This window comes from Xanthomonas sp. NCPPB 1068, assembly GCF_041479385.2.
Lineage (GTDB): Bacteria > Pseudomonadota > Gammaproteobacteria > Xanthomonadales > Xanthomonadaceae > Xanthomonas > Xanthomonas cannabis.
Genome location: NZ_CM192986.1, coordinates 4,504,427 through 4,519,784 on the forward strand (window position 1 = coordinate 4,504,427; position 15,358 = coordinate 4,519,784).

Annotated in this window: 15 protein-coding genes; 7 read left to right on the forward strand and 8 right to left on the reverse strand. The window is 65.5% G+C overall.

Annotation, left to right across the window (positions count from 1 at the left end):
* Positions 1-54: 54 nt before the first annotated feature.
* The gene (locus ACCQ12_RS19160) at positions 55-255 is read right to left on the reverse strand and encodes a helix-turn-helix transcriptional regulator (RefSeq protein WP_039406380.1); all 201 of its coding nucleotides are present in this window, start codon (positions 253-255) and stop codon (positions 55-57) included.
* Entirely contained in the window at positions 252-839 is a 588-nt protein-coding gene (locus ACCQ12_RS19165) for a hypothetical protein (RefSeq protein ID WP_047697962.1), read from the reverse strand. Before ACCQ12_RS19165 ends, ACCQ12_RS19160 begins: the two co-directional genes overlap by 4 nt.
* Positions 840-1,160: 321 nt before the next feature.
* On the opposite strand from ACCQ12_RS19165, the gene ACCQ12_RS19170 reads away from it, so the two are divergent.
* Entirely contained in the window at positions 1,161-2,723 is a 1,563-nt protein-coding gene (locus tag ACCQ12_RS19170; RefSeq protein WP_372382472.1) for a GH39 family glycosyl hydrolase, read from the forward strand.
* Positions 2,724-2,982: 259 nt separating this feature from the next.
* Here the strand turns inward: ACCQ12_RS19170 and ACCQ12_RS19175 are convergent, their stop codons facing one another.
* Entirely contained in the window at positions 2,983-3,255 is a 273-nt protein-coding gene (locus ACCQ12_RS19175; RefSeq protein ID WP_047697946.1) for a metal/formaldehyde-sensitive transcriptional repressor, read from the reverse strand.
* A gap of 65 nt (positions 3,256-3,320) precedes the next feature.
* Here ACCQ12_RS19175 and dmeF point away from each other — a divergent pair, with 65 nt between their 5' ends.
* Complete coding sequence (gene dmeF / locus ACCQ12_RS19180) at positions 3,321-4,325, forward strand: CDF family Co(II)/Ni(II) efflux transporter DmeF (RefSeq protein WP_184441355.1); 1,005 nt, start codon at positions 3,321-3,323, stop codon at positions 4,323-4,325.
* 72 nt (positions 4,326-4,397) lie between these two features.
* Here dmeF and ACCQ12_RS19185 read toward each other — a convergent pair whose 3' ends face one another.
* From ACCQ12_RS19185 to ACCQ12_RS19195, 3 genes are all read right to left on the reverse strand, one after another.
* Entirely contained in the window at positions 4,398-5,804 is a 1,407-nt protein-coding gene (locus ACCQ12_RS19185) for a hypothetical protein (RefSeq protein ID WP_372383665.1), read from the reverse strand.
* A gap of 61 nt (positions 5,805-5,865) precedes the next feature.
* Complete coding sequence (locus ACCQ12_RS19190) at positions 5,866-8,046, reverse strand: TonB-dependent receptor (RefSeq protein ID WP_372382473.1); 2,181 nt, start codon at positions 8,044-8,046, stop codon at positions 5,866-5,868.
* A 43-nt stretch (positions 8,047-8,089) separates the two neighbouring features.
* Positions 8,090-8,440 (reverse strand): DUF3088 family protein, encoded by a 351-nt coding sequence (locus ACCQ12_RS19195; RefSeq protein WP_372382474.1) that lies wholly within the window; start codon positions 8,438-8,440, stop codon positions 8,090-8,092.
* A 127-nt stretch (positions 8,441-8,567) separates the two neighbouring features.
* On the opposite strand from ACCQ12_RS19195, the gene ftrA reads away from it, so the two are divergent.
* Entirely contained in the window at positions 8,568-9,578 is a 1,011-nt protein-coding gene (gene ftrA, locus ACCQ12_RS19200; protein ID WP_372382475.1) for a transcriptional regulator FtrA, read from the forward strand.
* Between the two features lie 67 nt (positions 9,579-9,645).
* Here ftrA and ACCQ12_RS19205 read toward each other — a convergent pair whose 3' ends face one another.
* Positions 9,646-10,473 (reverse strand): ferredoxin--NADP reductase, encoded by an 828-nt coding sequence (locus tag ACCQ12_RS19205; RefSeq protein WP_372382476.1) that lies wholly within the window; start codon positions 10,471-10,473, stop codon positions 9,646-9,648.
* Positions 10,474-10,509: 36 nt separating this feature from the next.
* On the opposite strand from ACCQ12_RS19205, the gene ACCQ12_RS19210 reads away from it, so the two are divergent.
* The 4 genes from ACCQ12_RS19210 (at position 10,510) to ACCQ12_RS19225 (ending at position 14,487) form a co-directional block, all read left to right on the forward strand.
* A complete protein-coding gene (locus tag ACCQ12_RS19210; protein WP_039406390.1) occupies positions 10,510-11,505 on the forward strand; it encodes an ABC transporter ATP-binding protein in 996 nt (331 codons plus the stop codon).
* The gene (locus ACCQ12_RS19215) at positions 11,502-12,314 is read left to right on the forward strand and encodes an ABC transporter permease (RefSeq protein WP_172955879.1); all 813 of its coding nucleotides are present in this window, start codon (positions 11,502-11,504) and stop codon (positions 12,312-12,314) included. The genes ACCQ12_RS19210 and ACCQ12_RS19215 overlap by 4 nt, the downstream gene beginning before the upstream one ends.
* The gene (panE, locus tag ACCQ12_RS19220; protein ID WP_372382477.1) at positions 12,314-13,258 is read left to right on the forward strand and encodes a 2-dehydropantoate 2-reductase; all 945 of its coding nucleotides are present in this window, start codon (positions 12,314-12,316) and stop codon (positions 13,256-13,258) included. The genes ACCQ12_RS19215 and panE overlap by 1 nt, the downstream gene beginning before the upstream one ends.
* A 713-nt stretch (positions 13,259-13,971) precedes the next feature.
* Positions 13,972-14,487: a hypothetical protein gene (locus ACCQ12_RS19225; protein ID WP_047697941.1), complete on the forward strand. Its 516-nt coding sequence runs from the start codon at positions 13,972-13,974 to the stop codon at positions 14,485-14,487.
* 148 nt (positions 14,488-14,635) lie between these two features.
* Here ACCQ12_RS19225 and ACCQ12_RS19230 read toward each other — a convergent pair whose 3' ends face one another.
* Positions 14,636-15,043 (reverse strand): acyl-CoA thioesterase, encoded by a 408-nt coding sequence (locus ACCQ12_RS19230; RefSeq protein WP_372382478.1) that lies wholly within the window; start codon positions 15,041-15,043, stop codon positions 14,636-14,638.
* Positions 15,044-15,358: the final 315 nt, after the last annotated feature.

Genomic DNA, 15,358 nt, shown 5'->3' on the forward strand with positions numbered 1-15,358 from the left:
TCCTGGTAGTCCCTGTCCCCTGACGTTGCATGCGCTCATGCGTGACCGCAGCAACTACTGCCCGTCTTCGTAAAGAAAAACGTGCTCGATCGATTCCCCGAACAACCGTGCAATCCGAAAGGCCAACGGCAGGCTGGGATCGTACTTGCCGGTTTCCAGCGCATTGATCGTTTGCCGCGACACGCCCAACCGCTCGCCCAGCTCCCCTTGTGACCAGCCATTGGCCTCGCGCAATTCGCGTACGCGGCTAATCATGCAAACCGACGCGCATGGATGCCCTTGGTGATGCCGTAGACCGCGCATAACAGCGGGAACACCCACAGCATCGCCGCGCTCGCGGGCACGTCGATCAGCCGGGCGGCCTGCAAAAACCCGGCGGTCATGTACGCACCGCTGACCAGGCCGGCGGCCATGGCGATCGCTTCCAGCTCGATACGACGTTGCATCTCATCCGAATCACGCACGTAACGCGCCACCGCGCGGATCACCAGCATGACCAGCACCGCCGGCAGCAAGGCGATCAGCACCCGCGCCCAGTCCGGATTCACCTGTGCAAGCAGATAGCGCCAGAACAGCATCACCACCACGTACAACGCCATCGGCACGCCGAATTCGCGGCGATAGCGGCGCGCCAACACCGGGCGGGTGCTGTCGCGCATATCGCCGCGTGCCAGCCACAGCGGCAAGGACAGCAGGATGCACGATCCACCGATGCCGGCGCTGAGCCCGGCAAGGTAACTGCTCAACGGCAACACCTGCCACAGACCAAGCAGCCCAACGCCGAGCAGGGCCAGTCCCAGGCAGAACACGAGCAGCGCAGTGCGTTTGCAGCGTGTCATGCGCATGGCCTCTGCACCATCGTCGCCGGCCACGGCAGGCCATCGCACGCGCGCATGCCAGCAGCCGTCCGAGCCAGTGCCGGCAACGCGTGGTGTCGCAAACATTCCATGTGCGCGTGCTGCCGCTGCATCCGGTCCACCCTGTCAAGTACGCTTGACAGGCACGATGCGCCTGCCGGATTCGCCTGTCAAGCACCCTTTACACCCTAAACCGGGCGCATCCGTCACGCGGCCGCTGCTCGCGGGAACGTGTTGGGCGCAACTGCAGTGCAACGCCCCACCTGCGTTAGGCTGCATGCCCAACCTTCAACGGAAGCGACGATGCGGTTACCTGTTTTGTTGGTGGCGATCCTGGGCTGCGTGGCGACCTCTGCACTGGCGCAGGGCACCGCGCCGCGCACGATCCAGCTGGATCTGGCCACGGCCGGCGCGCCGATGGATCGCTTCTATGACCTGTCGGTCGGCTCGGATTTCCCCGGCACCCTGATCCGCCCCGACACCCAGGCGCATCTGGTGCCGGCGGTGCAGGAGCTGGGCTTTCGCTACATCCGCTTCCACGATGTCTTCCACGACGCGCTCGGCACGGTGAAAGAGATCGACGGCAAGCTCGTCTACGACTGGACCAAGCTGGACCAGCTCTACGACGCGCTGCTGGCCAAACGCATCCGCCCGTTCGTCGAACTGGGCTTCACCCCGAGCGCGATGAAGACCTCCGAGCAGACGTTGTTCTACTGGAAGGGCAATACCTCGCATCCGGACCCCGCCAAGTGGACGCAGTTGATCGATGCATATGTGCACCACATCCGTGCGCGCTACGGTGCCGATGAAGTGCGCCAGTGGTACTTCGAGGTGTGGAACGAACCCAACCTCAAGGATTTCTGGGAAAACGCCGATCAGCAGGCCTATTTCGACCTGTATGCCAACACCGCGCGCACCATCAAGGCGATCGACCCGCAGCTGCGCGTCGGCGGCCCGTCCACCGCCGGTGCGGACTGGGTGCCGGAGCTGTTGGCCTTCGTGGCAAAAAACAAGCTGCCAATCGATTTCGTGACCACGCATACCTACGGCGTGGACGGCGGCTTTCTGGATGAAGACGGCAAGCAGGACGTCAAACTGTCTGCATCCCCGGATGCCATCGTTGGCGATGTGCGCCGCGTCCACGCACAGATCAAGGCATCGCCGTATCCCGACTTGCCGCTGTACTTCACCGAGTGGAGCAGCAGCTATACGCCGCGCGATTACGTGCACGACAGCTACATCAACGCGCCCTACATCCTGACCAAGCTCAAGCAGGTCAAGGGCCTGGTGCAGGGCATGAGCTACTGGACCTATACCGATCTGTTCGAAGAACCCGGCCCGCCGCCCACGCCGTTTCATGGTGGGTTTGGGCTGATGAATCGTGAAGGCATCCGCAAGCCGGCCTGGTTCGCCTACAAGTACTTGAATGCACTCAAGGGCCGCGAGATTCCGCTCGCCGATGCACATGCATTGGCCGCGGTGGACGGCAAGCGTCTCGCTGCGCTGGTGTGGGATTGGCAGCAGCCGGTGCAGGCGGTGAGCAATACGCCGTTTTATACCAAGCAGGTGCCAGCCACCGACAGCGCACCGCTGCGCCTGCGCGTGACGCATGTGCCTGCCGGAAACTACACCTTGCAGGTGCGCAAGACCGGCTACCGGCGCAACGACCCGCTATCGCTGTACATCGACATGGGCCTGCCCAAGGAGTTGGCGCCGCGTCAGTTGACGCAGCTGCAACAGGCCACGCGCGATGTGCCCGAACAGGATCGTCGCGTGCGTGTGGGCGCCGATGGCGTGGTCGAGATCAGCGTGCCGATGCGCAGCAACGATGTGGTGCTGCTGACACTGGAGCCAACGGCGCGCTGAGCGCGCATGGCACTGGGCCGCGCACTGCAATCGGCCATGTGCGCGGTCTGCGTCCTCGTCATGCCAACTTGATGCAGGCACTCCAGCGCGCGACGCGCCTGTCCGCATCGCGCGCAGCGTCCTTGGTGGCGTGATGCGTGCGCTGCGGTTTGGCGTGCGCGTTGCCGCACGCCGTTGCATGCGTGAGGCGGCCCGCGCATGCCACACCGGGCGCAGACCACGCGCGCCTGCGTAAGCCCGCTCGTTGCGGTGGTCGCGCTTATTTGAGATAGGTCTTGAGGATGGCGGTAATGTCATCCACCGCCAGCTCGCGCTCGTCCAATGCCTCCGGCGCGGCAACGTGATGCTTCAGATGCGCGCTGAGCAGCTCGACCATCAAGCCCTGCGCCGCGCCGCGGAACGCAGCCACCTGGGTCAGCAACGCGGTGCACTCCACGTCTTGCGCCAAGGCTTTTTCCAGCCCTTCCACCTGCCCGCGGATCCTGCGCACGCGCGCAAGCAGTTTGGATTTGTCCTGATTCAGATGTGCCATCGAACTATACCCCCCAGGGGTATTTGGGATACCCTGTGGGGGTACCTTAGCCAGAGCCACCGCCGATGTCGATCACGCACCCCGCGCCGCATTGCGCACAGTCGCACACCTTTGCCAGCGCCAACCCGCTCGCCGAGCGCAGCACCCGCAAGGCGGTGATCCTGACCGTGATCATGATGGTGGTGGAGATCGTGGGCGGTTGGACGCTCAACTCCATGGCCCTGCTCGCCGACGGCTGGCATATGAGTTCGCACGCGCTGGCGCTGGGGCTGGCATTGTTCGCCTATCGCTTCGCACGGCAGCATGCCGGCGATGTGCGTTTCAGTTTCGGCACCTGGAAGGTCGAGGTACTGGGCGGTTACACCAGCGCGATCCTGTTGCTGGGCGTGGCCGGACTGATGGCGTTCCAGTCGGTGGAACGGCTGTTGACGCCCAAGCCCATCCAGTATCAGGAAGCCACCGTCATTGCGGTGATCGGCCTGCTGGTGAACCTGATCTGCGCATGGTGGCTGCGCGATTCGCATGGGCATGGCCACACGCATGGTCATGAGCACGGCCATGCGCACACGCACGGACATCATGGTCATGGTCATGGTCATGGTCATGGTCATCACCACGATGCGCACAGCGATCTCAATCTGCGTGCCGCATATCTGCACGTGGTGGCCGACGCCGCGACCTCGGTGCTTGCGATTGTGGCGCTGGTGGCCGGCATGCACTGGGGCGTGACCTGGCTGGATCCCATCATGGGCATTGTGGGCGCGGTGCTGGTCACTATCTGGGCGTGGGGGCTGCTGCGCAGCACCGGCAGCGTATTGCTGGATGCGGAGATGGACGCACCGGTAGTGGCAGAAGTGAAGCAGGTCATCGCCGAACTTGGGCATGCGATCGACATCGCCGATTTGCATGTCTGGCGCGTCGGCAGCGAGCGATATGCCTGCGTCGTCAGCCTGGTCACCGCGGCCGATATCGACGCGCAGCTGGTGCGCAATGCACTGCAGATCCACGAAGAACTGGTGCATGTCACGGTGGAGCTGCAGCGCCCGCCGGCGCTCCCTGCTGCAGCTTAACCGTGCAGCGCTGCGGTTGGTCGCGCGCGGGTTTGACGCGCGATCATGAGTCGATCGTCGACACCGCACACGTCACGGCGCGGCAGGCCCGATCGTGCGCAAGCTCAGCAGCAGGCGCCGCGCGCCAAGCACCACACCGGTGAGCGAAAACGCCGGGCCGAGCAGCAGCGGCACGATCTGCACGCCGCGCCGGATCAGCGGGTGCGACTGCAGCAACGGGAAGTTGGTGGTGTGCATGGCCAGATACAGCCAGGCATAGGTGCGGCGGCTGGCATCCAGCGCCAACAACGGCGCACCGCTGGCAGGGTCGAAATACAGCGCGGTGCGCGTAGGCGATGCCACCGTCAAACGCACCGCATCGGCCGCGATCGCGTCGGCCTGGCGATACAAGGCCTCGCCGCTGTCCGGCGCGGCCGGCACCGGCTCGAGTGTCCACACGCGCGCAGCCGCTTGCCGGATCACTGTTGGCGACAGCCGGGCGCCGGTGATGCGACCGGCAACCCCATCGCTCACGGCGGTGCCTGCAGGCCCGCGTGCAACGGCGATCGGCCGGCTGCCGACTGCCGTGAAGTCGATCTGTGTGGCACCCGACAGACAGCGCAGTGCAGCGGCATCGACATTGGCAAAAGCAACGTGCAATGGCGCTCCGGAATAACGCGCAACCTGGGCCGGCTCGGGAATGCCCCTGGAGAACAGCCTGCCGTGATCCATCGACAGCCAACCGCTGAAGATCCAGCCCAGCACGAACACCGCGGCAACCAGGCCCAGCCCGTGATGCCAACGCATCCAGCCGCGGAAGCCGGACCACGCCGGCTTGGGGCTGCGCATGCGTTGCCAGGTGCGGTACACACCGAGCAGCGTGCCCGCGCTGGCACTGCACAGCGCCGCCAACGCCAGCCACCACACGGTGCGGTCCCACGCGGTGAAACTGCGCCGGAGCTGGGTGAAATACAGCCAGTGCGGAATCGAGCCGACCCAGTTCCACGCGCGTTCGTTTGCGCGCGTGCGCTGCACCACCTCACCGGTGCGCGCCGACACGTACAGCACCGTGCCCAGCTCATCGTCCAGCGCAGCGCGGTACAACGGCCGCCACGGATCGAACTTCTGATGGACCACCCATTGATCGTAGGTCAGCGGGCCATCCAGCTGCCGCACCCGCGCATGCCCGAAAGCGGCGGCGATTGCGCCCGCCGTCTCGGCGCTCAGCATGCCGCGCGCGCGGCCATCGATGCCATCGACCGTGCTCGTGGTGGTCGCGTTACCGACCACGTAACCGGGGCGCCCGCCGATGGACACCAGACGCAGCGTGGTGGCATCGCGCAGCTGGCGCAGGGCCTGCGCAGGCGTCACCGCCAGCCTGCTCAGATCGATCGGTTCGGCCGCGCTCCAGCGCTGCGGTGGGTTCAACGCCGGAAATGGCACGAACACCAGCACCAGCCCACTGGCGAACCAGACCACAAACAGCAGGCAGAACGCCACACCGGTCCAACGATGCAACCAGGCGACCCAGAACATCTTCGGCCTGGGCCGTGCCACCCGGTTAGAACCGTGCATGCAGGCTCAGCTCCACGGTTCTGGGCAAGCCCAGGATGACCTGGCCCGGATAGAACACGTCCGCCCATTGCACGTAATGCGTGTTGAACAGATTGTCCGCGTGCAGCGACAACGACACCTCGGAATTCACATCGTAGGTGGCGTACGCACTGGTCAGGGTGTACGACTCCAGGCGTAGCGTGTTGGCGAGGTTTCCATAGCGTGTTCCGACATGGCGCACCGAGGCGCCCAACTCCAATGGCAAACCGGCGACGTTTCTCACGCTGGTCCAGGCATTGAACAGCGACTTGGGGACATTGGTCGGGCGGTTACCGGAGGCATCCAGGCCGCTGTTGCTGTCGATGAATTGCGCGTACTCGGCATCGACGTAGGCGTAGTTGGCATTCGCACTCCACTGTGAGGTCAGCTGCGCATCGATGCTGAGTTCGAACCCGCGCGAGGTCTGCCTGCCGATGTTGCTGAGCGCGTCCTGCGCCGTCAGCGCCAGGATGTTGTTGCGTTTGATGTCGTACACCGCCAGCGTGCCGCTCAGGCGTTGATCGGCCGTTGCCGCCTTGACGCCCACTTCCGCCTGCCGCGATGTGCTCAATGCAAAATCCTGTCCCGCATTGACGATGAAGATATTGGAGCCGGCCGGGTCGGTGGCTGTGGTGTAGGACGCATACGGTGTGATGCTGGGGGTGAGCGCATAGACCAGGCCGACGCGGCCGTTGGCCGGGCGATAGGTGCGCGAGAAACTCGATGCGGCCTGAAACCCGCCATCTGGACCGTAATTCTTGCGGTCCAGATCCAGATATTCGTAGCGCCCGCCGAGGACCAGTTTGGTCTTGTCGGTCACATCCAGCGCGTCTTCGAAAAACAGCGCAGCATTGGTCCAGGTGGTGGGGCTTCGTCGCCGAATGCGTTCGCCGAATGCACCGCTTGGGCCGCGCGTGGCCACCGCCACGCTGTCGCCATCGGGGAAGCCGCGGTTCCTGACGAAATCCAGACGGCTGTAATCCAGCCCCACCACCAGGCGATTGTTCAACCCGGCAATGCGCTGGTCGAAGGTGGCGCTGGTCTGATTCCCCCACAGCGTCTGATCGTGATACACGAAGAAGCGATCGCGATCGATGCGCGCGGTCTGCGCGTTGTAGGGGTAGCTTTCCGAGTTGATCCAGCGCCGATCTGCATGAAAGTAATAGGCCATGTTCTGCACGGTGATGGCGTCGGAGATCTTCCACTTCAGGTACGCCTGCGGCCACACCTGACGCGAATCGATGCTGGCATCGGCCACGTTGTAGTTGTTGCGGCGTGTGGCGGCATCCACCACCTCGCCATTGGGCGTGCGCAGGATGCCGTTGATGGGGTTGCGCGCGACATCGGCCAGCAACAGCGGCGTGCCGAAGTAGGTCGACGGCTGGTCCTTTGCGTAATCCAGCGAAAATTGCGCGCTGATGTCTTGGCGCGGATGCCAGAGCAGCGACACGGTGGCATTGAGCGCGCTGGAATCGGCGCCGTGCACATAGCCATCGGAAGATACCCGGCTGACATCGGCGCGATACGCCCAGTCGTCGTTGATGCCGCCACCGGTGCCGATGCCGAACACCCGGCCGCCGTAGCTGGAAGCGCCCAGCAGCACTTCGTATTGCGCCGGCCCGAAGGTCGGCGCCTTGTTGGTCACATTGACCGCGCCACCCACCGCACCCTGGCCGTAGATGACCGACGCCGGGCCTTTCAACACTTCGACCGATTGCAGATTGAAGGTGTTCTGCGGCCGGTTGGTCATGTTCGACGGGCCCAGATACAGGCCATTGTGCAGGATGGTGATCTGCCCGTCGGTGAAGCCGCGCATCGAGAACGTCGCCGGATTTCCCGGCGAACCGCCGGTGTTGATGCCCGGCAGGCTCTCGGCAGCCTTTTCCACGCTGCGCAGTCCGCGTGCGTCGATCGCGGCCGCGTTGATCGCATCCAGCGTCCCGGGCGTCTCACGTGCGGACAGATTGAGCCGGCTGCCGGTCGGGGTGAATTGCTCCAGCGAGCGCAGGCGCCCGCTCACCACCACCTGGTCCAGCGTGGTCGCCTCGGTGGCTTGCCCCGTCTGTGCCTGCTGCGCGCGTGCGGCTCCGATGCAGCCCAGTGCGGCGGCGATCGACAAGGACAGCAGCGTGGCTTGCGTGCACGTCATGTGCGTTCTCCAGGAAGGCAGGTGGAAGACCGACGCGCGCGTCTCAACGCTGCCGCGCAACCGCGAAGCGGTGCGAGAGGTAGGCGCGAATGGCGGCCTCGTCGTCGATCACGCGGTAGTGCCCAACCGGTTTGCTGCCGGCCGCCGCGGTATCGGGGGCGGCGAGCACCAGCACCGGCAACGACTGGTGCTGCTCGCCCAACAGATCGACCAGCACCTGCCTGGGCCGCGGGAACGCCAGCCGCCGGATCTCCAGCCCCTCGGCAATGGCCGGCGCCAGGCTGAGCAACCCTTCGATGGCAATGCAGTCACCGCAGTAGAAAGGGCCATCGCCATCGACCGCAAATTCGGTGTCGGCCAGGAACAAGGTGTCGCGGACCAACGGATTGCTCACCGATCGCTCTCCAGGAAAAGGTGCAAACCGGCCAATGGCTCAGCTCGCATGACAAGGACCAGGCGTCATGTTGCGCAGCAGCAGGCGATGGGTGAAAGTGGCGTAAACGCCATCTAGCGGTCATTTCATGCCAACTTCCAGACACCGCGCACGTCGCGATGAGTTGCCGCCACTGGTGGTGGTGGTGGCCTACGACCAGCTGGGCCTGTTCGAATTCGGCATCACGACCGAAATCTTCGGATTGCCGCGCCCGGAAGTGGGCCCGGGCTGGTACCGGTTCGCCATCGCCGCAGCCGAACCCGGCCCGCTGCGTGCGCTTGGCGGGCTTCGCCTGGAGGTGGATGGCGGGCTGGATCTTCTCGATGCTGCGCACACCATCATCGTTCCCAGCTGGAGGGATACCAGTGCGTCGGCACCGGCTGCGCTGATCAAGGCGCTGCAACGTGCGCACAAGCGAAAGACGCGGATCGTGTCGATCTGCGCCGGTGCCTTCGTGCTTGCCCAGGCCGGCCTGTTGCAGGGGCGCAGGGCCACCACGCATTGGCGCAACGCCGCGGCGCTGGCGACCCATTACCCGCAGATCACCGTGGAGCCGGGCGTGCTCTACGTGGATGAGGGCGACATCCTCACCTCGGCCGGCAGCGCCGCCGGCATCGATCTGTGCCTGCATATCGTGCGCGCCGACTTCGGGCCGGCAGTGGCCAACCAGGTCGCCAAACGGCTGGTGATGCCGGTGCACCGCGACGGCGGGCAAGCCCAGTTCATCGACCGCCCGGTACCGCCGGTCCATGAAAGCACCCGGCTCGGGCCGCTGCTCGAGCGCATCGCACAGGACCTCACCGCCAACCACTGCGTGGACGCATTGGCCAGCGCAGCCGGCATGAGCCGCCGCACCTTTCTCCGCCGGTTTCAGGCCACCACCGGCATGTCGCCGGGTAAGTGGATCGTCAACGAGCGCCTCAACCGGGCGCGCGAGATGCTGGAAACCTCCGGCGCCGACATCGAGCAGATCGCAACGCGTTGCGGCTTCGGGTCCACCGAAACGCTACGGCATCATTTCCGGCGCGCGCTTGCGTTATCGCCAACGCAATACCGGCGTGTGTTCGCCGGGCATCGCGATGCTGGCGAGGGGTCTTGAGCGCATTGCGTCATCGAGCGGGCTGGGCGCAGCGTCGGCAGCATGATGCCGACGCTCGTGCGGGCTCTCAGACCTTGGGCGGCGTGGAGCTGACGTACTTTTCGCGACGGATCTGCGCATTCGGCAGGCCGGCGGTCTTGAGGGCCTCGGCGCAGCTGTCCACCATGTCCGGGTTGCCGCACAGGTAGGCAATATCGGTCTGCGCATCAGGGGCGACTTCGGCCAGATGCTGCTGCACATAGCCATGCCGCACATCGGCATGCGGCTGGGCGGGCAACTCGCGCGAGAAGCACGGCACGTAGCGGAACTGCGGATGCGCATCGGCGAACGCACGGAAATCGTCGCCGTACAGCAGCTCGGCCGGCGTGCGCGCGCCCTGCAGCAGCACCACCTGCACGCCGCGGGTGGCCATCGCCTCGGCCAATAACGGCAGCATCGAACGGTACGGGGTGACGCCGGTGCCGGTGGCGATCAGCACATAGCGCTGGTTGTGGTCGCCCGGCTGCAGGCAGAAACGCCCATACGGGCCGCTGGCCTGCAGCTGGTCGCCGATCTGCAGGCCTTCGAACAGGGCCGTGGCCGAACCGCCCGGCACGAAGCTCACCGCGATATCCACTGCCTCGCCCGGCCCCAGCGCATGGTCGTGGATGGTCGCCAGCGAATAGCTGCGCTTGGTTGCGGTGCCGTCGACGTTGTCGAAGTGGATCTGGATGAACTGCCCGGGCTGGAAATCCAGCGGCTGCCCGTCGTCACGCAGAAACTGGCAGTGGGCCACGGTGGGCGCAATCATGCGCCGGTCGACAAGCTTGAGGGGGAATTGAACGGGCACGAACGTATTTGGGACAGTCTGTGATCGGGGCGATCCCCCGCGGGCTTCTATAATAACGGGCTGCAACTCGCTGCGCCGTCACCCTGGCGCGAAGGACCCGGCTTGAATTCCCCATCTTCCAATGCGCCCGCCCTGCGCGTGTGCGATCTGCGCAAGACCTACGACAACGGCACCCAGGCGCTCAAGGGCGTGTCGCTGGACGTGGCACCGGGCGATTTCTTCGCCCTGCTCGGCCCCAACGGCGCCGGTAAATCCACCCTGATCGGCATCATCAGCTCGCTGGTGAACCTGTCCGGCGGGCAGGTGGAAGTGTTCGGCACCGACCTGGTCGCCCATCGCAGCGAAGCGATGCGGCTGATCGGCCTGGTGCCGCAGGAAATCAACTTCAACCTGTTCGAAAAGCCCTTCGACATCCTGGTCAATTACGCCGGTTTCTACGGCATGCCGCGCAGCGAGGCCGAGGCGCTGGCCGAAGTGGAACTGCGCCGCGCGCACCTGTGGGAAAAGGCCCAGGTGATGAGCCGCACGCTGTCCGGCGGCATGAAGCGCCGGCTGATGATCGCCCGCGCCATGATGACCCAACCGCGCCTGCTGATCCTGGACGAGCCCACGGCCGGTGTGGACATCGAGATCCGCCGCGACATGTGGCGCGTGCTCAAGGACATCAACGCCGCCGGCACCACGATCATCCTGACCACGCATTACCTGGAAGAAGCCGAGCACCTGTGCCGCAACCTGGCCATCATCAACCACGGCCAGATCGTCACCCAGGGGCCGATGCGCGAACTGCTGGCCAAGCTCGACGTGGAAGGCTTCCTGTTCGATATCGACGGTGACCTGCCCGCACAGCTGCCGGCGATCGAAGGCACCACGCTCACCGCCATCGACGGCCATACGCTGGATCTGGACATGCCGCGCGCGATGGACCTCAACCGCGTGTTCGCCGCGCTGGGCGATGCCGGCATCCGGGTGCGCTCGATGCGCACCAAGAGCAACCGGCTGGAAGAATTGTTCGTTCGCCTGACCGGGCCCGGCGAGACCCTCGCCGCCCCGGCCCCTGCCGCAGCGGCGCCCTCGCGCCCGGCAGGTCACCCATGAGTCCCTCGGAGCCGTCGATGTCCGCCACGCCTGCCACACCCCGCCAACGCAACTGGATTGCGCTGGGCACCATCGTGCGCCGCGAAGTGCAGCGCATCCTGCGCATCTGGGGCCAGACCCTGGTGCCGCCGGCCATCACCATGACGCTGTACTTCTTGATCTTCGGCGGGCTGATTGGCTCGCGCGTCGGCGACATGGGCGGCTACAGCTACATGCAGTTCATCGTGCCGGGTCTGGTAATGATGAGCGTGATCCAGAACAGCTACGGCAACATTTCTTCCAGCTTCTTCGGCGCCAAGTTCGGCCGTCATGTGGAAGAACTGCTGGTCAGCCCGATGCCCAACTGGGTGATCCTGTGGGGCTACGTGTCCGGCGCGGTGTTGCGCGGCGTGATGGTCGGGGCGATCGTGCTGATCATTGCGATGTTCTTCACCCCGGTGCGCATCCCGCATCCATTCGTCACGCTGACCACGGTGCTGCTGGGCGCGACCATCTTTTCGCTGGCCGGCTTCGTCAACGCGGTCTATGCCAAGAAGTTCGACGACGTGGCGATCGTGCCCACCTTCATCCTGACCCCGCTGACCTACCTGGGCGGCGTGTTCTATTCGGTCAAATTGCTGCCCGGCTGGGCCGAAGCGGCCACCCACGCCAACCCGATCTTCTACATGGTCAACGCCTTCCGCTACGGCCTGCTCGGCAGCTCGGACGTACCGATCTGGGTCGCCTACGCGCTGATGCTGGGCTTTGTGGCGGTGCTCAGCGCGCTGGCGCTGTGGCTGCTGCGCCGCGGTGTGGGGTTGCGGAGCTGATGGCCATGCGCATCCTCATCCTGGGCGCCGGCGGCACCGGCGGTTATTTCGGCGGGCGCTTGGCGCAGGGCGGTGTCGATGTCACCTTCCTGGTGCGCGATGCGCGAGCGGCGCAGCTGCAGGCTGAAGGCCTGGGCATCCGCAGCTCGCTGGGCGATGCCGATCTGCCGGTGGCGCATGTCACCGCGCAGGGCTTGCCGGCCCTGGTGGCGCAGCGGCCGTTCGATCTGGTGATCCTCAGCTGCAAGGCCTATGACCTGGACAGCGCGATCGAGGCGATTGCGCCGGCGGTGGGCGAGCACACCACGGTATTGCCCATCCTCAACGGCCTGCGCCACTACGCGGCCCTGGACGAACGTTTCGGCGCGGCGCGGGTGCTGGGCGGGCTGTGCTTCATCAGCGCCACCAAGGGCGAGCATGGCGAGATCCTGCACCTGGGCAAACCGGCGTCGCTGACCTTCGGCGAGCGCGATGGCGGCGCGGAGTCGGCGCGCGTGCAGGCGTTTGCGGCCGCGTGCACGCAGGCGGGTATCGACCATGTGGCCAGCGCGCAGATTGCGCAGGAGCAGTGGATCAAATACAGCTTCCTCACCGCGCTGGCGGCGGCCACCTGCCTGATGCGCGCGCCGGTCGGGGCGATCGTCGCCACCGACGATGGACGCGCCTTGATCAACGGCCTGTACAACGAATGCCTGTGGGCCGCCGATGCGGCCGGGCAGTCGATTCCGGAAGCTGCGCGCGCCAAGGCGCTGCAGACCCTGTTGCAGGTCGATTCGCCCTTGAAGGCCTCGATGCTGCGCGACCTGGAAGCCGGCCAGGACGTGGAAGCGGCGCAGATCGTCGGCGACATGCTCAAGCGCGTGCGCGAAACCGGGCGCAATGCGCCGCTGCTGATGGCCGCCAATGTGCATCTGCAGGCGTATCAGGTGTTGCGGCATGGTTGATGGTTGAAGGCCGGTGACTGCGCAGGGCCTGTGAGCTGTCTCCCCCATCCGTCCTTCGGGCACCTTCCCCCGCAGGCGGGAGAAGGGAAAGGTCATCAGCGCTGCAGCAGTGGACGCATGGCTTGCCCCCCTGTGCCCAGCCAGCCCCTCCCTTCTCCCGCCTGCGGGAGAAGGTGGCGCGAAGCGCCGGATGAGGGCACTCCGGATGAAGACCGGCCAATTGGGCGCAGCCTTCGTGCCGGTGCACGCGCGGCCTGTCATGAAACTGCTCAGCCACCTGTACTGGCCACGTCGCAATCCTGTCGGTCATCGTTCGGCGACATGCTCAGGCGCGTGCGCGAAACCGGTCGCAACGTACCGCCGGATGGCCGCCAATGTGCATCTGCAGCCGTATCAGGTGGTCCGGCATGGTGGATGGTTGAAGGCCGGTGACTGTGCAGGGCCTGCGAGCTGCCTCCCCCATCCGCCCTTCGGGCACCTTCCCCCGCAGGCGGGAGAAGGGAAAGGTCATCAGTGCTGCAGCAGTGGACGTATCACTTGACCCCCGCACCTAGCCCTGCACCTAGCCCCTCCCTTCTCCCGCGCGCGGGAGAAGGTGGCGCGAAGCGCCGGATGAGGGCACTCCGGATGAAGCCGGCCAATTGGGCGCAGCCTTCGCGCGGCCGCGACGTCAGGCCCACGATGCTCTGCATCCCTTCCCTGTCGCGCCTGCCATGAAACTGCTCAGCCACCTGTTCCGTGCCGGTCACTTCGTGATCCTGGCGTTCTTTGTGCTGTGCGCGGCGGGCCTGGTGACCATGGCCGGGCTGGAGTTGTGGCATGGCTTTACCCCCGGCGGCGACATGGTGGTGCGCGACCGCTTCAATGTCGTGCTGGAAGCGGTCGGCCTGCTGACGGTGGCGCTGGTGACGCTGGAACTGGGGCAGACCATCTTCGAAGAAGAGATCCTGCGCGACGTCAAGGTCAGCGGGCCCACGCGCGTACGGCGTTACCTGTCGCGTTTCTTCGTGGTGATCGTGATCGCGCTGGCAATCGAGACGCTGGTGTCCATCTTCGAGCTGATGCACGCCGACCCGTCCAAGCTGCCGTATGCCGCGGCGGTTGGCTCATGCGCGGCCTTGCTGCTGATCGCCTGGGGCGTGTTCGTCAAACTCAATCGCAGCGCCGAAGAACTGGAACCGGAGGCGATGGAAGAGACCAAGCGCGAGGACCGCGAGGTACAGGAGTAAGCACAGCGGACTGATCGAGCAGGCGGTCGCCAGAAGAGGCACGCACGTTGCGTGCAAACGCAGCGGACGTGCGGCACTCATCGGTTCCGGCATTGCCGGCGCTTCTCAGGAGGCCGCGCAGCCGTCTAGTCGGCCGCTCGTCGCCCGGTCATTCGGCGGCCGAAGGCAGCGGCGGTACCGACGTCGGCTTGCCGTCGGCATCCAGCGCAATCATCACGAAGTGCCCGCGCGTACACAGCTCGCGTGCGCCGCTGAGCAGGTCTTCGGCAATCAGTTCCACTTCCACCTTGATCGAGCTGCGCCCCACCGACACTACGCGCGCAATGGTTTCCACCATCTGGCCCTGGCGGATCGGCAACTTGAAATCCACCTGGTCCGAGCGCGCGGTCACCACAGCGCGCCGCGCATAGCGCGAGGCCGCCAGGAATGCGGCCTTGTCCATCCACGCCAGTGCCTGGCCACCGAACAGCGTGCCCATGTGGTTGGTGTGGTTGGGGAACACGATCTCGGCCATGCGGACTTCGATCGGTGGAGGCGTCTGCGGGCTGTCTGACATGCGGGTTTCCAAAGAGGGGGATGTGCGGCCACTGCGTGCCAAAGCGATTGCAACAGCCGGGCGCGCGCCGGAGATGCCTTCAAGCCGCAGCGGCGTCCGCCGGAACGTAGCGCCGCTGCTGTATCGCTGTCCGTTGTGCCTAAGCAGACGCGCGTTTTGGGAATGCTGCCGGCTTAACTGCATCGGCCTATGGCTCATGCACGCGCACTGCGTTGCGCGCGATATGTTTTTTATCGGGAAGGCGGTCGCGGCCGGGGCCGCTCCTACGAGAGCGCTGAGTTCGTGTCGTCACTCGCTTCGCGATACGACGACGTG